The organism is Falsiroseomonas stagni DSM 19981, from assembly GCF_900114315.1.
In the GTDB taxonomy this organism is placed as follows: domain Bacteria; phylum Pseudomonadota; class Alphaproteobacteria; order Acetobacterales; family Acetobacteraceae; genus Falsiroseomonas; species Falsiroseomonas stagni.
Genome location: NZ_FOSQ01000012.1, coordinates 153,229 through 171,912, shown reverse-complemented (window position 1 = coordinate 171,912; position 18,684 = coordinate 153,229). Strand labels below are relative to the sequence as shown.

The following is an 18,684-nucleotide window of genomic DNA, read 5'->3' as shown; positions in this document are numbered from 1 at the left end:
GACTGGGCGGTGCCGGCCCTACCAGTCCAGGCCGAGCGCCCGCAGGGCCAGTCCGGATCCAAGATTGCCGGCGCGCGCGGCCTGGCGGTGCCAGGCGATCCCGGCGTCCCGGTCGGGCGGCTGGCCGCCGCGCCCCTCCAGGGCGAAGCGGCCGAGGTTGAACATCGCGATGTCGTCGCCGCGCGCGGCGGCCAGGCGGTAATGGCGCAGCGCCTCGGCATCGTCCCGCGCCAGGCCGCCCAGCCCTTGCTCATGGAAGACGCCGATGCTGTTGAGGGCGAAGAGGTCGCCACCCGCCGCAGCCAGGCGATAGAGGCGGAGCGCCTCCGCCTCATCCTCCGTGACGATCGTCTCGCCATTCACGACGAGGCCGTGCTGGTGGAGCAAGGCGAGGCGCGACTGCGCCGGCGCGTAGCCACGCTCCGCCGCCAGGCGGATCAGGCGCGCGCCCTCGATCTGGTCCACGATATAGGCGGCGCCCCGGCCGAAGGGGGCCTGATGGTCGCCCATGCGCAGCAGGGCGAGGGCGAAGATCGCTTCCGGCGTGCCGCCCTGCGCGGCGCAGCAGCCGCAGCGCCTCCGGCTCATCCCGTGGGACGCCGGGCGCGCCGAAGGCCAGCAACTCCGCAAGGCCGATCAGGGCAAGGTCGCTCCCTCCCTCGGCGGCCTGCCGCAGCAGCCGGAGGGACTCGGCGACATCCGGCGAGCCGGGCGGGGCCATCCGGGCCCATCGCCGGGCGGCGGCGACGTGGCCGGCCCGCGCGGCCTCCCGGTACAGGGCCAGGGCCTCCGCCTCCTGCCCCGCGCGTTCTCGCAGGCGGGCGAGCTGGAAGGGCAGGCGCGGCTCGCCGGGCGCGTCGCGAAGGGCCTGTTCGCAGGCGGGCGTATCGGCAGGGTCGAGCAGGTCGAACGCCACGCCGGGCACGCCTTCGGGCCGGGTCGGGTCATGCGGCGCGGCGGCGGCGCGGTCGCAGGCAAGGACGCTCGGCGGGGCGGCAGCGGGCTGCGCCTGCGCCGTGGTGGCCGAGAGCAGCAGCACGGCCGCGAAGCGATAAAGCGGGGTCATGCCAACCGCCTGACAGGGTGACCCGCGGCCGGCAAGGCCGGCCGAGGCGCCGAATGGCGCCCGCCGCAAATGCGGCGAGCCAAGCCCGCGGAGCGGGCGCCCGGCGCTTGGGGACATGAAAAAGATACCAACGAGTCGCTGCAGGCGGCCGTGGGTATCATGCCAGCAACGCCCTCACGAAATCCGGCACCAGCCTGGTGGCCGGGCCGTGCCGCGCCTCATCGAAGCGGCTTCGGCCGGCACTCGGCTCCAGGTTCAGCTCCAGCGTCCGGGCATGGCCCGCGACCTCCGCCACGAAGCCCGCCGCCGGATAGACGTTGCCGGAGGTGCCGATGGAGACGAAGAGGTCGCAGGCTTCGAGCGCCGCGCCGATGCGGTCCATCTGCATCGGCATCTCCCCGAACCAGACGATGTGCGGGCGCATGCCGCCGGTCTTGCCGCAGGCGGGGCAGGGGGTGGCGGTGGACAGGTCCTCGACCCAGGGGTGCACGGCCTCGCATTCCAGGCAGCGGGCTTTCGCGAGTTCGCCATGCATCGCGACCATCCGGCGGGACCCCGCGCGGGCGTGGAGGTCATCGACATTCTGCGTCACCAGCAGCAGCTCCCCGGGCCAGCGCGCATCGAGTTCGGCCAGCGCGAGGTGGGCGGCGTTGGGGGCGATGGCGGGGTCGCGGATCTGCGCGCGGCGGGCATTGTAGAAGGCGTGGACGCGGGCCGGATCGCGGGCGAAGGCCTCGGGCGTCGCAACATCCTCGATCCGGACCTTCGACCAGAGGCCGTCCTTGTCGCGGAAGGTGGCGAGGCCCGATTCGGCGGAGATGCCAGCGCCGGTCAGGATGACGATGTTTCGCGGGGTCATGCGTCCAGAATAGCGCGGTGCGGGCGACCGTCGCCTGGCGAATCCACTTCCCCGCCGGCGCCGCCCCACGCCATTGTTCGCCGAACAGAACGGATCAGCGGAGGTCCGCCCCATGATGGGACGGCGTCTTTTCCTGGCCGGCGGCGGGATGCTCTGCGGCTGTGCCGGCGCGGTGCACCAGGTGCCGCCGGTCACGGGCACGCAGCTCGGGCTGGCGCAGGCGGAGGTGGCGGAGGCCGGCGGCGCGCCGATCCGACGCCCGGTGTCGGAACGCGATGCGCAGGCGATGATGCGATCCGCCCTGGCGCGCATCCGGCCCAGTGCCACGCGGCTGTGCCAGGAAATGGCGGTGGGCGTCTGCCGGTGGGAGGTTCGGACCAGCCGCGACCGGACCCTGAATGCCGGTGCGGGTGGCGATGGCCGCATCGTCATCAACCAGGGCATCATGGAATACGCGGCGAATGAGGAGGAGGTCGCCCTCGTCATCGGGCATGAGATGGGCCACCACGCCGCCAATCATGTCGCCAACAGCGGGGATGCGCGGGCGATTGGCAGCATGATCGGCGCGGCGGTGATGGCGGCGGCGACGTTGGCGGCGGCGGCGTCGGGCCCCGTCAGCGCCCGCGCGGCGCGGCGCAGCGTCGAAAGCGGGGCCAATCTCGGCGGTGCCGTCGGGCGGCTGGCCTTCTCCAAGGAGCAGGAGCGGGAGGCCGACTATTTGGCGGCGGCGATCCTCTATCGGGCGGGGGTGGATCTGGGGAAGGCGCGGGGCTTCCTCGTCACCATGGCGCGGCTGTCGGGGCGGATGGAGACGGGGATCCTGGACAGTCACCCGGCGGGGCCGGAACGGGTGGCGGGGTGGGATGAGGCGATGCGCGACCTGGCGCGCAGCAACGGGGCGCTGCCGCCGCGGCGGGGGGTGTAGCTACCGCCGCACCGGCAGCCGCCAGATCATCGCGGTCAGCACCACGCCCAGCCCCACCAGCAGCCACGGCACCACCCAGGGCCCGCCGGCCAGGTCCGCGCCCAGGCCGAGGCCGGCGGGGATGACGGCGACGCCGATGGTGGCGGCGGCGACCTGCACCCCGACGGCCTGCGCGGCCAGGCCCGGGCCGACCCGGGCCGGGGTGCGGGCCATCACGGTCGGGAAGATCGGCGCCAGCGCCAGGGCGCAGACGGCCAGCGCCACCAGATCCGCGATGCCCAGCGCGAAGGCCAGCATGGCCAGCAGGGCGACGGGTGTCAGCAGGCGCAGCACGCGGTCGGCGCCGATCCGGTCCAGCACGAAGCCCAGCGCCAGGCGACCGCCGGTCAGCGCCGCGAAGAACAGGGTGGCGGCGACCGCGCCCTCCGCCGGCGTGGCGCCGCGCGCGCCGGTCATGATGGTGGCGACCCATTGGCCGGCCCCGGCCTCCAGCCCCGTATAGAGGAAGAAGACCGCGACCTGCAGGCGCGCCACGGGGTGGCGCAGCACGGATAGCGGGGTGGCTCGGCCGGCGGCGGGGCGGGCCGACCCGTCCTCCCACCGTCCCCGCGTCGCGAGGAAACAGAGCGTCAGCGCGCCGAGTGCCAGCGCCACGGCGGCATAGCCGGCCTGCCAGCCGAAGCCAGCCGCCAGCAGCGCGGCGGCGGTGGCGGGGCCGAGCGTGGCACCGACGCCCCAGAAGCCGTGCAGCCAGTTCATGTGGCCCGGCTTGAAGCGGGATGCGGCGAAGAGGTTCATGGCCGAATCGACCGCGCCCCCGCCGAAGCCCGCCAGCACGGCCAGCGCGACGAAGCCCAGCCAGGGGGGCGCGAAGGCCTGGCCGGCTGCCGCCAGGGTGGTGGCGGCCAGGCTGCCCACCAGCACGCCGCCGATGCCGGCGCGCGCGATCATCCGCCCCGTCAGCACACCCGCCGCCACATAGCCGGTGGCGACCGCCGCCAGCACGAGGCCGAGCGCCGCATTCGGCACATCGTAATGCGGGCGGAGCGAGGGCCAGAGGCTGCCCGGCATCGGGTCCGGCAGGCCGAGGCCGATGAAGGCGAGGAAGGCGAGGGCGAGAAGGGGCACGCGCCCGCCTACACCGGAACGGCCGCGGGCTCCACCGCAGGCGGGCGGCTTGCCGCCGGCGGATCATGCAGGGCAGGCTGGCCCCGGACACAGGGAGGACCCGCCATGCCATTGACGGTGAAGGACATGCTGGATGCCGCGAATGCCGCCGTGCCGCGCATCGCGCCGGCGGAGGCCGTGGCGCTGGCCGCGAAGCCTGGCGTGCTGGTGCTGGATGTGCGGGATGCCGCCGAAGTGAAGGCGAGCGGGAAGGCGGCCGGCGCCATGGCCGTCAGCCGCGGCCTGGTGGAATTCCGCGCCGACCCGACCAGCCCCGCCCATGACCCGGCGATGAAGCAGGCCGCCACGATCCTGGTCTATTGCGCCTCCGGCGGGCGATCCGCGCTGGTGGGCAAGACGCTGAAGGACATGAGCTATGGCGATGTCCGGAACCTCGGCGGGTTCAAGGACTGGGTGGAGGCGGGCGGCGCGGTGGAGCCCGGCTGAGTTTTCTCATCCCCTCAGACGGCGGGCGCCGGCTCCGCCGGCTTGCCTTCGCCGGACGGCCGGCGGCGCCCGTTCGGGCGCTCGGACCGGCCAAGTGGCCGGTCCGTTCTTTTGGTGCCCTCAGGCGGCGTCGCCCGTATCGGCGGCCAGGCCGGCGGCGGTGATGCCGGCCACGGCGCAGACCTCGTCCTTGTCGGACGCATCGCCGGAGACGCCGACGGCACCCAGCACCGCGCCATCGGCGGCCCGCACCAGCACGCCGCCCGGCACCGGCACGGCGCGGCCGCCCGCCAGGTCCGACAGCGCGTTCATGAAGCCCGGCATGGCGGTGGAGCGCCGGGCCAGTTCGCGCGACCCGAAGCCCAGCGCCATGGCGCCGAAGGCCTTGCCCCAGGCGATGTCGGGGCGGAGCAGGCTGCACCCATCCTCTCGCAGCGCGGCCTTCAAATGGCCGCCGGCATCCAGCACCACCACGGTCAGCGGCGCGAGGCCGAGTTCGCGACCCTTGGCGAGCGTCGCATCGACGATGGTGCGGGCGGCGGCGGCGGTGATGCCGTGCTGGAATCCGGCGGGGGCGGTGTTGGACATCGTGGGTTCTCTCCGGTGATGGCGCTGTCTGCGGGCTGTGGGGGCCGTTGTGAAGGGGGCCTCAGCGGATCGGCAGTTCCAGGGGCGTGGACCGGCTGCCATCGGCGAAGACCGCCGTCAGGATCAGGGTCCGGGCATTGGCGGGGGCCTGCATCTCCACCACCGCGCGGGGCGGATCGCCGGCCAGGATCACCTCATCCGGCACGCCGACGGGCACCACGCGGGGGCGGCGTTCGGCGTCGGTGGACCATTCCACGGCGATCAGCCCGGCGCGCAGATGCCCCGCCACGGCGAAGTTGTTGAGCCGCCCGCCCGCCACCCGGCCCGGCGCGTAGTTGGCGAAGGTGCCCTGGCGCTGGAGCGTGCGCTGCGCCTGGTCCCGGATCGCCTGGGCGGGGTCGAAGGTCACGGCCACTTCCGGCGCCATCACGCCATCCCGGTCCACATAGCGGAACCGCAGCGGCTGCACGCGCCAGGGCCGGTTCATGCGCAGCGTCGGCGCGGGTTCCCCCTGGCGCTGCGCCACCTCCGCCCAGACGGTGCCATCCGCATCCGTGCCGCGCACGAACTGGACGGAGGTCGCGGCTTCCGGCGCCATGACGCGCAGCAGGATGGGCTGGTTGGGCTGGCCCGGCGGGGGCGCGACCGCGGTGATGGTCAGCCGGCGCTGGGAGACTTCGTGCGTCCAGGACAGGGCCAGCATCTCCTGCTGCAGCCCGGCCACGGCGGCCTGGTTCAGGAAGCGGGCGGCGAAGGCGGGCAGCCGGTCCTCATCCTCGAAGGCGGCGATCAGCGCGGCGATGCGCCCCGCCATGGCGACGGTCGGCCCCTGCGGGCCGGCGGCGGCGATGAGCGACCGGGCGAGGGCGGCCGTGGCCAGCAGCGCCTCCGGGTCCCGGTCCACGATGCGCGCGAGGGCGGCGATGCGCTCCGGCGCCTCCGGCAGGGCCATGGCTTCCACATGTTCGCGGAAGGCGGCGGGGAGGTTGGCGGGCAGGGTGGACAGCGCGTCCCGCACGCCGGGCAGGCCGGTCGCCATCAGCCCGTCATGCAGCAGCAGGGCGTCGGGGCGGGGATCGGCGGCGCGGCGGATCGACTCGGCCAGGGCGCGGGCGCTCAGCACGGGTTCGTCGCGGGCGCGCAGCAGCGTGGCGTTGTAGAGGAATTCATCTGCCGAGGCCGGCCGGGGGCGCAGCGGCGGCTCCGGCTGGTCCAGCGCGGCGCGCAACTGTTCGAGTGCCGCGATGTCGTGGCGCGGCTCCCCGAACCAGCGATCCTGCCGGGAGGCGACGGAGGAGGAGAGGCTGCCGAGCACGCCACGCTCGATGCCGGCGATGTATTGCAGGCCGAGGAGCAGCAGGAAGCCCGCCAGCAGCAGCGCCGTGCTGGCCATGATGCCATGCGGCCAGGAGGCGTCCTGCCTGGCCCGTGCCAGGGCGATGCCGGCGCCGAGGCCGATGGCCGCCAGCAGGGCGAGGACTGGAACCGCCGGGAAGGCGGGCTGGAGCACGTCACCCACCAGGCCGAGTACGACCAGCACGCCAAGCGCGATGCCGGTGAGGGCCGGTCGGTCCAGGAACGGTCTGATCAGGCCACGCATGGGGGCGTGATATGGGCTCACGGGTTCGTGGGCAACCGGGGCGCGGGGGAAACTGTTGGCAGGCGGGGGAGCGCTGCTCCCCCCGGACCCTGGATCGGAAACTTATTGATGATGGTCCAGGGGGGTCTCCCCCCTGGCGGGAGGGTCAGGGAGGGCAGCGCCCTCCCTGGAGCGACCCTTACATGCCGCCGATGTAGTTCGGCCCGCCACCGCCCTGATGTTGCCAAGCGGTCGGGCGGCGGCGGTCTGCGGTCGTCCTACATGCCGCCGATGTAGTTCGGCCCGCCACCGCCCTCCGGCGTCTTCCAGTCGATGTTCTGCGTCGGGTCCTTGATGTCGCAGGTTTTGCAGTGGACGCAGTTCTGGGCGTTGATCACCAGGTGCATCTCGCCCTCGGCGTTGCCGGCCTCGCTGCCCACGGCCTCATAGACCGCGGCGGGGCAGTAGCGGCTTTCGGGGCTGCGGAACTTCTCCCAGTTCGTGCCCTTCCAGCGGCCGGGATCGCGCAGCACCAGGTGGGCGGGCTGGTCTTCCTCATGGTTGGTGTTGGACAGGAAGACGGAGGAGAGACGGTCGAAGCTCAGCACGCCGTCGGGCTTGGGGTAGGCGATCTTCGGCGACTCGGCGGCGGGCTTCAGCGTCTCGTGGTCCGCATGGTGGCCCCAGGTCCAGGGCGCCTTGCCGCGGAAGACGTAGGTATCCAGCGCGGCGGCCGCCATGCCGCCCCAGAAGCCGTATTTCGCGAAGCCGGGGCGGATGTTGCGGACGCCCTGCAGTTCCTCCCACACCCAACTCGCGCGGATGCCGGCCTCGTAGCTGTCCAGCACCGCCGGGCGGTCGCCTTCCAGCGCGGCGGCGATGGCCTCGGCGGCCACCATGCCGGACTTCATGGAGGTGTGGGTGCCCTTGATCTTCGGCACGTTGAGGAAGCCGGCCGTGTCGCCCGCCAGCATGCCGCCGGGGAAGACCAGCTTCGGGATGGCCTGGATGCCGCCCTCGTTCAGCGCGCGGGCGCCGTAGCTGATGCGCTTGCCGCCTTCGAGGAACCCCCGCACCGCCGGGTGGGTCTTGAAGCGCTGGAATTCATCAAACGGCGAGAGCCAGGGGTTCGGGTAGTCCAGCCCCACCACGAAGCCCACGCTGACCAGATTGTCGCCCAGCATGTAGAGCCAGGACCCGCCATAGGTGTCCGACGGCAGCGGCCAGCCGGTGGAATGCCACACCAGGCCCGGCTTGTGCTTCTCCTTCGGGATCTCCCACAGCTCCTTCATCCCCAGCGCGAAGGTCTGGGGCGCGACGCCGGCGCGGAGGTTGAAGGTCTCGAACAGGCGCTTCGTGAGGCTGCCGCGGCAGCCCTCCGCGAAGACGGTGTAGGTGGCGCGGAGTTCCATGCCCGGCTGGTAGTTCGGGCCCTTGGTGCCGTCGCGCTGGATGCCCATGACGCCGGCGACGACGCCCTTCACCTGGCCGTCCTCGATGATCGTGTCGGAGGCCGCGAAACCGGGATAGATCTCGACGCCCAGCGCCTCGGCCTTGGCACCCAGCCAGCGGCAGACATTGCCCAGGCTGACGACGTAGTTGCCCTCGTTGTGCATCTGCGGCGGCGTGGGCAGCTTGAAGCCCCTGGCTTCCGTCAGCAGCATGAAGCGGTCATCGGTGACGGGCGTCGCCATCGCGGGCGGGTCGTCGCGCCAGTCCGGGATCAGCTCATCCAGCGCGCGGGGTTCCAGCACGGCGCCGGAGAGGATGTGGGCGCCGATCTCGCTGCCCTTTTCCACCAGGCAGACGGTGGCGTCGGGGCTCAGCTGCTTCAGGCGGATGGCGGTGGCGAGGCCGGCCGGGCCGCCGCCCACCACCAGCACATCGAACTCCATCGACTCGCGCTGCTCGGTATCCCCGCTCATTCGGCTGTTCCTTCCGGCGTATCGAGGCCTGACTCTCTGGCACACGTATCTCTTGGCGCGCGTTCGCGGCCTGTCCTTCGCAGATAGCGTCGCGGGCCATTGCGCGGAACCCCGCCCCGCGCCGATATCACCCACCATGGAGGCAGGATATCGCGAGGAGCTGCTGGCCGCGCTGCGGCTGCAGCTGGAATGGGGGGTGGACGAGGCGCTGGAGGCAGCGCCGATCGATCGTTTCGCCCTGCGCGCCCCCGTCATGCCGCCGCCGCCGCCCGTCCTGGCCACCCCCGCCGTGCCGCAGGCCGGTCGCCCGGTGCTGCCGCTGGTCCCGCCCCCTGCCGCCGCCGCCGCCGCCCTGGCCGCCGCGGCGCAGGACCTGGCCGCGCTGAAATCCGCCATCGCGGAAGCCGACAGCCCGCTGCGGGAGACCGCCACCAACCTGGTCTTCAGCGACGGCGTGGCCGAATCCGGCCTGATGATGATCGGCGAGGCGCCGGGGGCGGATGAGGACCGGCTGGGGAGACCCTTTGTCGGCGTCTCCGGCCAGTTGCTGGACCGGATGCTGGACAGCATCGGGCTGAAGCGCAGCGAGAATTTCTACCTGACCAACATCCTGCCCTGGCGCCCGCCGGGCAACCGGACGCCGACGGATGCGGAAATCACCCTCTTCCTTCCCTTCCTGATGCGCCACATCGAACTGGTCCGGCCGCGGCACCTGGTGCTGCTGGGCGGCGTTTCCGCCAAGGCGCTGCTGCGGGCGAAGGACGGGATCACCCGGCTGCGCGGGCGCTGGCACCAGGTGGAAACCCCCGCCGGCCCCCTGCCGGGGCTGGCCACGCTGCACCCCGCCTATCTGCTGCGCACACCCTCCGCCAAGCGGGAAGCCTGGGCCGACCTGGTGCTGCTGAAGCGGACAATTACCGGTGATGCCGCGCCGCAGTGACGAAAAACGGCAGAAAAAACGCGGCAAGAAAGCCGGGCAAGCCGCTGATTCCATGACACGTTGTCCAAAATTCCGAGATTCGTTCCTGATTCGGGGGTTGCCAGGGGCTTTAACCCGCCGCTAGGGGTTCCGCGCCATGCAAGCGATCTGCCCCATGGCCCGGCGAAACCGCCCAGCTTCCGCGTCACGCTCCCTCGTGATGGCGGCCCTGGTCGGAGCGACGATGATCGCGGGGGCTCAGGTCCCCGCCTTCGGGCAACGGGCCGACCAGACCGCCATGAGCGTCCCACGTCCTGCGGTGCAGGGCGGGGTCGCCGGGTTCCCGCAACCCCTAGCGCCGTCCGACGCGACGCGCCTTCGACGCATTTTCGAGCTCCAGTCCCGGGGCGAGATTGCGCTGGCGGTGCGGGAGGTCGAGCGGCTGGATGACCGTCGGCTGGTCGGCCATGTCCTGGCCGACCGGTGGCTGCGCGGCCATGAGCCGCCCTTGCCGGACCTGCTGGCCTGGCTGACGGACCATGCCGACCATCCGGATGCGCCGCGCATCCATGCGATGCTGGTGCGGCGCGCGCCGCGCGGCATGGCGCTGCCGCCCGCGCCCAGCCAGGAAGTCCTGGCCGATGGCGCGGAAGTGGTGCCGGAGGAGCGGGAGCCGCCATCCCGCACCATCACCCGCAACGCCGCGCTGGACCGCCAGGTGCGGGACCGCGCGGGCAATGGGGACGATACCGGGGCGCTGGCCCTGATCGCCCGCGCCCGCGTCGCCCCGCCCTATGCCGCGCTGCTGCGGGCGGAGGTCGCGCAGGCGATGCTCCAGGCCGGGCGGGACCAGGATGCGTTCCGCATCGCCTCCGACGCCGCGCGCAATTCCGCCGGCACGGCCTTCCCGGGCTACATCGCGGGCCTCGCGGCCTGGGCGCTGGACCGGCCGGATGTGGCGCTGGCCTACCTCGAACACGCGGCGCGGTCGGAAATCGCCTCCCCGGCCATCCGGTCCGCCGCGGCCTTCTGGACGGCGCGGGCCGCGGTGCGGGCGCGGCGGCCCCAGGCCTATGTGCCCTGGATGATGCAGGCGGCGCAGGAACCCCGCACCTTCTACGGCATGGTCGCGCGCCGCGCGCTCGGCCTGCCCATGGGCTTCGCCTGGGAACGCGAAGTGGCCGGGGAGGGCGAGGGTGCCGCGGTGGCGGAAAGCGCCGCCGGCTGGCGGGCACTCGCCCTGCTGCAGATCGGGCAGCAGGACAGGGCGGAGGCGGAGATGCGCGCCCTCTGGCCCCGGGTGCAGGGCAATGCGGGCGTGCTGCGGGCCATGCTGCTGCTGGCGTCGCAGGCGGGCATGACGGATCTGGCGGCGCAGTTGGCCGCCCTGTCCCAGACCGCGGATGGAAGGCCGCGCGACTTCGCGCGCTTCCCCCTGCCGCGGCTGGAGCCGATGCTGGGCTTCCGCGTGGACCCGGCGCTGCTCTATGCGCTGGCGCGGCAGGAATCGAATTTCGATCCCCGCGCCGTGTCGCCGGCCGGCGCCCGGGGGCTGCTGCAGATCATGCCGGCCACGGCCAGCTACGTGACCGGGGACAGCAGCCTGCGGGGGGCCAATATCGCCCGCCTGCATGATCCCGGCTTCTCGCTGGAAGTGGGGCAGCGCTATGTCCACTACCTCGCCCGCAGCGAGAATGTGAATGGCGACCTGATCCGGCTGCTGGCCTCCTACAATGCGGGGCCGGGCAATCTCGGCCGCTGGCTGCCGGCCATCCGGCACCGGGACGACCCCTTCCTGTTCATCGAGAGCATCCCGGTGGGGGAGACGCGGCAATTCGTGCAGCGCGTCCTCGCCTATTCCTGGATCTACGCGGCGCGGCTCGGCCTGCCATCGCCGAGCCTGGATGCGCTGGCCACGGGGCGGTTCCCCCAGTTCCAGGACACCCAGGCGGTCGCCGCCATGCTAACACCGCGCTGAACGACGCCCCCCGCTTCGGCGGGGGGCCATCAGCGACGGGTGGTGCCATGCCGATCGATGACTCGAGAAAATTCCTGCCGGTGAACATCGCGGTGCTGACCGTGTCGGACACCCGCGACCTGGCGAGCGACCGGAGCGGCGAGACGCTGGCCGGGCGCATCGCCGCCGCCGGCCATGTCCTGGCGGCGCGGGAGATCGTGAAGGACGATGCCGGGCTGATCGAGGCGGTGCTGCGCCGCTGGATCGCCGACCCCACGGTGGATTGCGTCATCACCACCGGCGGCACCGGCATCACGGGACGGGACGTGACGCCGGAAGCCTTCGCCCGGGTGCTGGAGAAGGAGATCACCGGCTTCGGGGAGCTGTTCCGGATGCTCAGCTACCAGAAGATCGGCACCTCCACGATCCAGTCCCGCGCGATCGGCGGCGTGGCGGGCGGCACCTATCTGTTCGCCCTGCCGGGCAGCACGGGGGCCTGCAAGGATGCCTGGGACGACATCCTGGTCTGGCAGCTCGACAGCCGCCACCGCCCCTGCAACCTGGTGGAGCTGATGCCGCGGCTGCTGGAGCATCTGAAGGCGGCGTGAGCCCGGCGCGGGGCGCGCATGGCCGCCCCGCAACCATCCCGGTTGGTCGGCGCCGCCCCCCCCTGCCACAATGGCGGCAGACAGATCGAGGCCGCATGTCCCGCCCCCTGCAAGGCGTGCTGATCCAGATCGCGGCACTCGCCCTGTTCGTCGCCATGGATGCGCTGCTGAAGCTGCTGGTGGCGCGCTACGCCGTGCCGCAGCTGATGTTCGTGCGCTTCGTCTTCCACACCATCCTGGTCTTCGCCGCCGTGCGGCTGATGACCGGGCGGCTGCCCTTCCGCAGCCGGGCGCCCTGGCTGCAGGTGGCGCGCAGCATCACGCTGGCGGTGGCGAATTTCTTCTTCTCGCTCTCCCTGATCCACATCTCGCTGGCCGATGCCACGGCGGTGTCCTTCGCCGCGCCGGTCTTCACCGTGGCGCTGGCGGCGCTGCTGCTGGGCGAACAGGTGGGGCGGGTGAAGTGGCTGGGCGTCGCACTCGGCATGGCCGGCGTGCTGGTCGCGCTGCGGCCGCCCTTCCTGACCGGGGAGCCGCTGCACTGGGCCATGCTGCTGCCCCTGGTGACCGCCGCGGCCAATACCGTCTACCAGCTGCTGACGCGCAAGCTGGCGGGCCTCGACGACCCGCACACCACCTTCCTGCATACCGGGATCGCGGCGGCCTGCCTTGCCGCCCTGGCGCAACCCTTCGTCTGGGTGGAGCCGGCGGCCTGGGACTGGCCGCTGTTCGCCGCCCTCGGCCTGCTGGGGGGAATCGGGCATTGCCTGATGGTCCTGGCCTTCGCCCGCGCGCCGGCCAGCGTGCTGGCGCCGATGTCCTACACCCAGCTGGTGTGGGCGGGGCTGGCGGGCGTGCTGGTCTTCGGGGACTGGCCGGATGGCTGGACCCTGCTGGGGGCGGGGATCATCGCCGCGGGGGGAATCCTGGTCGCCCTTCCATCGTCGCCCCCCGGCTCTGCCACAAAACAGCCGCGCTCTTCGTCTTGAAGACCCGCTTCCGCGCTTCACGTCATCTTCGGGCTTGCGCGACACGGTCCGTTGGGACTAGCCCGGGGTGCAATTCGCAGACTGGCCAGGCATGACCATCCGCACCGACGCTCCCGACCGAGACCATCCCCGAGCCGCGCTGGACGCCGCTGGCGTCCGGGACGCCTATCGGCGCTGGGCGGGCGTCTATGACGCGGTCTTCGGCGGCGTCTCCGCCTATGGCCGCCGCCGCGCGGTGGCCGAGGTCAACCGCCTGCCCGGCACCCGCGTGCTCGAGGTGGGCGTGGGCACCGGCCTCGCCTTGCCGCGCTACCGCGGCGACAAGCGCGTGGTCGGCATCGACCTGTCGCGGGAGATGCTGGAGAAGGCCGCCGAGCGGGTCCGGGAGGAGAAGCTCGGCCACGTCGTCGGCCTGGCGGAGATGGACGCGGAGCACATGGCCTTCGCCGATGGCTCCTTCGACATCGCGGTGGCGATGTTCACGGCCAGCGTGGTGCCGAACGCCAAGGACCTGTTCGCGGAGATGTCGCGCGTGGTCCGCCCGGGCGGCCACCTGCTCTTCGTGAATCATTTCGCGGCGGAGGACGGGCCCCGCTGGTGGGTGGAGCGCGCCATGGCGCCGCTGTCCCGCCTGCTGGGCTGGCACCCCGACTTCGCGCTGCGGGACCTGCTGGACCCGGCGACGGTGCAGGTGGACATGATGGAACCCTGCCAGCCGGCGGGGCTGTTCACGCTGGTCAGCGTGCGGAACCAGCCGATGGGCGCCCTCGCCGCCGCGGCATAGTTGATGGGGAAGGCTCCGCCTTCCCCGGACCCCATCCACCACGGGGCAGAGCCCCCTGGACCATCGTCAATTCATCCCGGTCCAGGGTCCGGCCGGACCCTGGCATGGGGGTGCGGGGGAACAGCGTTCCCCCGCCTTAAGCGGTGACCACGCGCGCGCGCCGGACTCCCGCCCGCACCAGCGCTGCCACCGCCACCATCACGCCGCCCAGCGTGCCGATGACGCCCGCGGCATTGAGTGAAATGTCGAGGCCGAGCGCCGCCGGCACCGGCCCGGCCAGCGCATAGCCCACGCCGCCCAGCGCCGCCCCCAGCGCCGCGCCGCCCAGCACCTGCGCGCCATAGCGGTCCGTCATCAGCCGCAGCGCCGCCGCCGGGCAGACCAGCATCGCCACCACCAGGATCGATCCCACCGACTCGAAGGCCGCGACCGCCGCGGCCGCGACCAGCAGCGCCAGGCCGAATTCCAGCGCGCGGGACGGCATGCCGAGCGCCGCGGCATAGCCGGGGTCGAAGCAGATCAGCTTCAGCGGCCGCCACAGCGCCGCCACCACCACAGCTACCACCAGCCCCACGCCGGCCAGCAGGCCGAGCTGCCGGGGCAGACCCTCCAGCGCCACCGGATCGACCAGGGAATGCAGGCCCTCGGCCTGCGCCCAGACCAGCGTCTCCAGCTGGCCGAACAGCACGCAATCCAGGTCGAGATCGACGCTCCGCGCGCCCGTCGTCTCCATCAGCACCAGGCCGATGGCGAAGAAGGTGGTGAAGATCGCCCCGATCGCGGCCCCGGGATCGAGTCGCGCCGCCCGCTGCACGACGGAGATCAGCACCACCGCCAGCAGCCCCGCCGCCATGGCGCCGACCAGCATCGGCAACCCGCTGCGCGCGCCGGTGATGGCGAAGGCCAGCACGATGCCCGGCAGAACGGCGTGCGACAGCGCATCCCCCACCAGCGACTCGCGCCGCAGCACGAGAAAGCTGCCAAGCAACCCGCAGGTGGCCCCCGCCATCAGCGCCGCCAGCAGGGGCGGCAGGTCGAGCATGAGGAAATCCCGGATGGTCATGGCCGCCTCTCTCCCAATTGGTGCGGGCTGGCGGGCAGGGCGGAGGGTTCGGGCAGCAGCCTGGCCGCCATTTCCGGCGGCAGGCCGTGCTCCACCAGATCCGCCAGCCGGTCGGCGGAGGCGATGTCCGTCGCCCCGGCCGCCAGCAGGTGATGCTCCACCGCGCGATGGGCGCGCACGGCCCGGCGGGCGGCGGCGGCGCCGCGGGGCGTCAGGTGCACATTGCCATCGGCGCGGGCGACCAGGCCGCGCTGCGCCAGCCAGAAGGCCAGCCGCCGCGCCCGCCCGATCCGCCAGCCCCGCGCCGCGGCCACCGCGCCGATCGGCGCCCAGCGGTCGCCCGCCGTGCCGGGGCCGGCGCCCGCGATCTCCTGCGCCTCCCACGCCGCGCGGAGGAAATGCTCGGTATCGGCGGCCAGGCGCCGGCGAAGATGGGTATAGACCTGCGCGAGCAGCCCCCGTTCCGGCGCCAGCAGTAGCGCCACGGTGAAGACCGCGGCCAGCGCCAGCACCACGGCGGCGCCGGTCGGCACCTCCGGCCGCAGGGCGGAGACCCAGGCGCCCGCCGCCCCGCAGACCGCGCCGATCACGGCGGAAATCGCGAGCATCCGCGGCAGGCGGAAGGTCAGCAGCCGGGCGGTGGCGGCCGGCAGCACCAGCAGCGCCACCACCAGGATCAGCCCCACCGCCTGCAACCCCGCCACGCAGACCAGCACCAGCAGCCCGAGCAGCAGAAGGTCCACCTTCTGCACGCCCAGCCCCTGCATCCGGCAGAAATCCGGGTCGAAGCACACGGCGCGCAGCCGCTGGAACATCACCAGGCAGACCAGCAGGCAGACCCCGGCGACGGAGGCCGCGACCACCGCATCCTCCGCCCGCATCGCCGCCGCCTGGCCCAGGATGAACTTGGACAGCCCCGCCTGCGCCGCGCCGGGCTGCGTCTGGAGCCAGGACAGGATCGCGACGCCGAGCGCGTAGAAGGAGGAGAGGACGATGGCGATCGCCGCGTCCTCCCGGATCCGGCCCGTGCGCGCCAGCGCCTGCACCGCCAGCACGCCGAGCACCCCGGCCGTGGCCGCCCCCGCCAGCAGGGGCGGGAGGGAGCGCGGATCGCCGCCGAGCGTGGCGACGATCAGCGCCGCGATGGCGACGCCGGGCAGCGCCGCATGGCCCACCGCATCCGCCACCAGCGCCCGGCCACGCAGCAGGGAGAAGGTGCCGACGGTCCCGGCGGCGAGCCCCAGCAGCGCGCAGCCCAGCAGGACGACGGCGGTGTTGTAGGCGATCATGATGCCCGGGCCTCTGCCGCCCGCACATTGGCCTGGTCCAGCAGCGCCAGGCGCGCGCCATAGGTCGCGCCGATATTGGCGTTGGTGAAGGCTTCCCCGACCGGGCCGCTGGCGAAGACCCGCGCGTTGATCAGCAGGACACTGGAGAAATAGTCGGGGACGGTGCCGAGGTCGTGGTGCACCGCCACCACGTGCCGGCCCTTCGCCACCAAATCCCGCAGCACGGTGACGATGGCCTGCTCCGTCGCCGCATCCACCGCCGCGAAGGGTTCGTCCATCAGCACGAGGTCGGCATCCTGCGCGAGCGCCCGCGCCAGGAAGACGCGCTGCTGCTGGCCGCCGGAGAGCTTGCCGATCTGGCGTTCCGCGAAGCCCTCCATCCCCACCTGGGCCAGCGCCGCGCGGGCGGCGTCCCGGTGCCGGCGCGGCACCGGCCCCCACCAGCGCATCCGCGGGTAGCGCGCCATGCACACGACATCGAGCGCGGTGGCCGGGAAGTCCCAATCCACGCTGGCACGCTGCGGCAGGTAGCCGATCCGGTCGCGCACCTCCTCCAGCGGCCGGCCGAAGAAGCGGACCTCCCCGGACAGGGCCGGCACCAGGCCGAGTGTCGCCTTGAGGAGGGTCGATTTCCCCGCGCCATTCGGCCCGACGATGGCGGTCAGCCCCGTGGGCGCGTTCCAGGTCACGTCCCAGACAGCCGGCCTTTCGCCATAGGCGACCGTCAGGTGGCTGACCGACAGCGGGGGTGCGATGGTCATCCCGCCAGCCGCCCGTTCAGGCCGCGCGCCGGCGCCTGGCCGCCCAGCGCGCGGGTGATGATCGTGACGTTGTGGTCGATCATGCCTTCATAGGTCCCCTCATAGCTGCCGGGCCGGCCCATGGCGTCGGAGAACAGATTGCCCCCCAGCGCGACACGCTGCCCGCGCGCGCCCGCGCCCTCGATCAACGCGCGGACGGCGCGATCGGGCACGGAGGTTTCGGCGAAGACGGCGGGCACGCGGCGGTCCACCAGCTTGCGGACCAGCGCCTCGATCGCGGCCAGATTGGCCTCGGCTTCCGTCGAGAGGCCCTGGATGCTCTCCACCTCCAGCCCGTAGCGGGCGCCGAAATAGGCGAAGGCGTCATGCGCGGTGACCAGGACGCGGGCATTGGCCGGGATGGTCGCCACCGAGTCGCGGGCATAGGCGTCGAGCCGCGCGAGCCTCGCCCGGAACTTCTCCAGATTGTCGGCGAAGGTCTCCCGCAAATCGGGCGCCAGGCGGCCCAGCGCCTCCGCCGCCGAGACGGAGGCGAGGGACCAGAGGGAGGGGTCCATCCAGACATGCGGGTCGGCGGAATCCGGATAGTCCGGATTGGCCCGCAGCCGGTCCCGCGGCAGGCTCTCGGCGATCAGGATCACCGGCTTGCCGGCGCCGCGGACGCGGTCCAGCACATCCCCCATGCGCCCTTCCAGGCGATGGCCGCTGGCGAAGACGGCATCGGCGGAGAGCAGGCGGGCGATGTCGGCCCGGGTCGGCCGGAACAGATGCGGGTCGACGCCTTCCCCGATCAGGGTCTCCGCCCGGATGCGGCCGCCCGAGATCTCCCGCACCACGTCGCCCACCATGGCGACGGTGGCTAGCACGTTGCGCGGCGCGCGGGGCGCGGCCTGGGCGAGGGCGGGAAGGGGCATGGCGGCGCCGAGCGCGGCGGCCAGGAGGGAGCGGCGGCTTGCGGCCACATATGAACGTGTGTTCACGTGTACTCCTATTGATGTCTTGGGCTCTTCAGTTCTTCACATATCCAAGTTTTTTCAATAACTTGGCGTTGTCATCCACATGGAATGGCGCGACGCTGCCGTCAAGCACGCCTTTACGTTCCGGCCCTTTACGGTGGGGCGGGGTGGCGCGACGGTAGGGCTGGGCGGGGCAGGCCGCGTCGCGGGGGTCCCAGGGGGGATGAAGTCAGGGGGGATGAGGTCAGGCATGGCGGTTCGCGGCGCACGCATTCCCGAAGACCAGGTCGTCGAACTGGCCGAGATGTTCCAGATGATGAGCGACCCGACCCGGCTGCGCATCATCCTGGCCTGCCTGGATGCGCCGGTGTCGGTCGGCGACATGGCGGATGGGCTCGGCATCTCGGCCTCCCTCGTTTCCCATCACCTGCGCCTGCTGCGCGCGGCCAGGCTGCTGCAGGCGGAAAGACGGGGGCGGCAGGTCTTCTATGTGGTGGGGGACAGCCACATCCGGTCCATGCTGACGGACATGCTGGACCATGTGGCGGAGGGCGAGGCGGAGGCCGAGCAGGCCCCCGGCGCCTGATCCCGCCGCCGCCGCGGCGCCAGGCTTGCATGCCGCTGCCATGCAGCCGGAAGTGGCCAATTCCTTAACCTTTCCAGCATGACAGTCGGTGCCGTCATCTTGCGATGACGACCGGCAGGCTCACTTGTGCAGTGCGGCACCGACAACTATGGTCGCGCCGCGGCGACCCTTCCCCCTCAGGGGGCGGAGGGGTGCCAGCACGGCCACCGGCGGGCG

Annotated in this window: 20 protein-coding genes; 9 read left to right on the top strand and 11 right to left on the bottom strand. The window is 72.6% G+C overall.

What is annotated here, in order from left to right:
* Positions 1 to 18 precede the first annotated feature (18 nt).
* The gene (locus BM041_RS23860; protein WP_408735418.1) at positions 19 to 432 is read right to left on the bottom strand and encodes a tetratricopeptide repeat protein; all 414 of its coding nucleotides are present in this window, start codon (positions 430 to 432) and stop codon (positions 19 to 21) included.
* Positions 332 to 622 carry a hypothetical protein gene (locus BM041_RS32095; RefSeq protein ID WP_408735417.1) on the bottom strand — a complete coding sequence of 97 codons (291 nt, stop codon included), beginning with the start codon at positions 620 to 622 and terminating at the stop codon, positions 332 to 334. The genes BM041_RS23860 and BM041_RS32095 overlap by 101 nt, the downstream gene beginning before the upstream one ends.
* Between BM041_RS32095 and BM041_RS30125 the strand changes: the two genes are divergently transcribed.
* A complete protein-coding gene (locus tag BM041_RS30125; RefSeq protein ID WP_175534125.1) occupies positions 509 to 1,087 on the top strand; it encodes a hypothetical protein in 579 nt (192 codons plus the stop codon). The genes BM041_RS32095 and BM041_RS30125 overlap by 114 nt on opposite strands.
* 136 nt (positions 1,088 to 1,223) lie before the next feature.
* On the opposite strand, the gene BM041_RS23850 is transcribed toward BM041_RS30125, so the two are convergent.
* Positions 1,224 to 1,925 carry an NAD-dependent deacylase gene (locus BM041_RS23850; protein WP_092962413.1) on the bottom strand — a complete coding sequence of 234 codons (702 nt, stop codon included), beginning with the start codon at positions 1,923 to 1,925 and terminating at the stop codon, positions 1,224 to 1,226.
* Between the two features lie 112 nt (positions 1,926 to 2,037).
* Between BM041_RS23850 and BM041_RS23845 the strand changes: the two genes are divergently transcribed.
* The gene (locus BM041_RS23845) at positions 2,038 to 2,850 is read left to right on the top strand and encodes a M48 family metallopeptidase (protein ID WP_092962412.1); all 813 of its coding nucleotides are present in this window, start codon (positions 2,038 to 2,040) and stop codon (positions 2,848 to 2,850) included.
* Here BM041_RS23845 and BM041_RS23840 read toward each other — a convergent pair whose 3' ends face one another.
* Entirely contained in the window at positions 2,851 to 3,978 is a 1,128-nt protein-coding gene (locus tag BM041_RS23840) for an MFS transporter (protein WP_092962411.1), read from the bottom strand. It lies immediately after the preceding gene.
* Positions 3,979 to 4,083: 105 nt separating this feature from the next.
* On the opposite strand from BM041_RS23840, the gene BM041_RS23835 reads away from it, so the two are divergent.
* On the top strand, positions 4,084 to 4,464 hold the full coding sequence (locus BM041_RS23835; RefSeq protein ID WP_092962410.1) for a rhodanese-like domain-containing protein: 381 nt from the start codon (positions 4,084 to 4,086) through the stop codon (positions 4,462 to 4,464).
* 120 nt (positions 4,465 to 4,584) lie between these two features.
* Here BM041_RS23835 and BM041_RS23830 read toward each other — a convergent pair whose 3' ends face one another.
* From BM041_RS23830 to BM041_RS23820, 3 genes are all read right to left on the bottom strand, one after another.
* On the bottom strand, positions 4,585 to 5,052 hold the full coding sequence (locus tag BM041_RS23830) for a GlcG/HbpS family heme-binding protein (RefSeq protein ID WP_092962409.1): 468 nt from the start codon (positions 5,050 to 5,052) through the stop codon (positions 4,585 to 4,587).
* Between the two features lie 61 nt (positions 5,053 to 5,113).
* Positions 5,114 to 6,652: a serine/threonine-protein kinase gene (locus tag BM041_RS23825; RefSeq protein ID WP_092962408.1), complete on the bottom strand. Its 1,539-nt coding sequence runs from the start codon at positions 6,650 to 6,652 to the stop codon at positions 5,114 to 5,116.
* A gap of 257 nt (positions 6,653 to 6,909) precedes the next feature.
* Positions 6,910 to 8,556, bottom strand: coding sequence for an electron transfer flavoprotein-ubiquinone oxidoreductase (locus BM041_RS23820; RefSeq protein ID WP_092962407.1), 1,647 nt, complete (start codon positions 8,554 to 8,556; stop codon positions 6,910 to 6,912).
* A 136-nt stretch (positions 8,557 to 8,692) separates the two neighbouring features.
* Between BM041_RS23820 and BM041_RS23815 the strand changes: the two genes are divergently transcribed.
* From BM041_RS23815 to BM041_RS23795, 5 genes are all read left to right on the top strand, one after another.
* Positions 8,693 to 9,496 (top strand): uracil-DNA glycosylase, encoded by an 804-nt coding sequence (locus tag BM041_RS23815; protein WP_092962406.1) that lies wholly within the window; start codon positions 8,693 to 8,695, stop codon positions 9,494 to 9,496.
* A gap of 277 nt (positions 9,497 to 9,773) precedes the next feature.
* The gene (locus BM041_RS23810) at positions 9,774 to 11,453 is read left to right on the top strand and encodes a lytic transglycosylase domain-containing protein (RefSeq protein WP_245762242.1); all 1,680 of its coding nucleotides are present in this window, start codon (positions 9,774 to 9,776) and stop codon (positions 11,451 to 11,453) included.
* Positions 11,454 to 11,500: 47 nt separating this feature from the next.
* Complete coding sequence (gene moaB, locus BM041_RS23805; protein ID WP_092962404.1) at positions 11,501 to 12,040, top strand: molybdenum cofactor biosynthesis protein B; 540 nt, start codon at positions 11,501 to 11,503, stop codon at positions 12,038 to 12,040.
* Positions 12,041 to 12,135: 95 nt separating this feature from the next.
* Positions 12,136 to 13,029, top strand: a complete 894-nt coding sequence (locus BM041_RS23800) for a DMT family transporter (protein WP_092962403.1) — start codon at positions 12,136 to 12,138, stop codon at positions 13,027 to 13,029.
* A 91-nt stretch (positions 13,030 to 13,120) separates the two neighbouring features.
* Entirely contained in the window at positions 13,121 to 13,813 is a 693-nt protein-coding gene (locus BM041_RS23795) for a class I SAM-dependent methyltransferase (RefSeq protein WP_092962402.1), read from the top strand.
* A 136-nt stretch (positions 13,814 to 13,949) separates the two neighbouring features.
* Here BM041_RS23795 and BM041_RS23790 read toward each other — a convergent pair whose 3' ends face one another.
* From BM041_RS23790 to BM041_RS23775, 4 genes are read right to left on the bottom strand one after another with little or no spacing between them, the layout of a single operon-like run.
* Positions 13,950 to 14,876: a metal ABC transporter permease gene (locus tag BM041_RS23790; RefSeq protein ID WP_092962401.1), complete on the bottom strand. Its 927-nt coding sequence runs from the start codon at positions 14,874 to 14,876 to the stop codon at positions 13,950 to 13,952.
* Complete coding sequence (locus BM041_RS23785; RefSeq protein WP_092962400.1) at positions 14,873 to 16,165, bottom strand: metal ABC transporter permease; 1,293 nt, start codon at positions 16,163 to 16,165, stop codon at positions 14,873 to 14,875. The genes BM041_RS23790 and BM041_RS23785 overlap by 4 nt, the downstream gene beginning before the upstream one ends.
* On the bottom strand, positions 16,162 to 16,926 hold the full coding sequence (locus BM041_RS23780) for a metal ABC transporter ATP-binding protein (protein ID WP_092962399.1): 765 nt from the start codon (positions 16,924 to 16,926) through the stop codon (positions 16,162 to 16,164). The genes BM041_RS23785 and BM041_RS23780 overlap by 4 nt, the downstream gene beginning before the upstream one ends.
* Positions 16,923 to 17,906, bottom strand: coding sequence for a metal ABC transporter solute-binding protein, Zn/Mn family (locus BM041_RS23775; protein WP_245762241.1), 984 nt, complete (start codon positions 17,904 to 17,906; stop codon positions 16,923 to 16,925). The genes BM041_RS23780 and BM041_RS23775 overlap by 4 nt, the downstream gene beginning before the upstream one ends.
* 226 nt (positions 17,907 to 18,132) lie before the next feature.
* Here BM041_RS23775 and BM041_RS23770 point away from each other — a divergent pair, with 226 nt between their 5' ends.
* On the top strand, positions 18,133 to 18,468 hold the full coding sequence (locus tag BM041_RS23770; protein WP_092962398.1) for an ArsR/SmtB family transcription factor: 336 nt from the start codon (positions 18,133 to 18,135) through the stop codon (positions 18,466 to 18,468).
* Positions 18,469 to 18,684 lie beyond the last annotated feature (216 nt).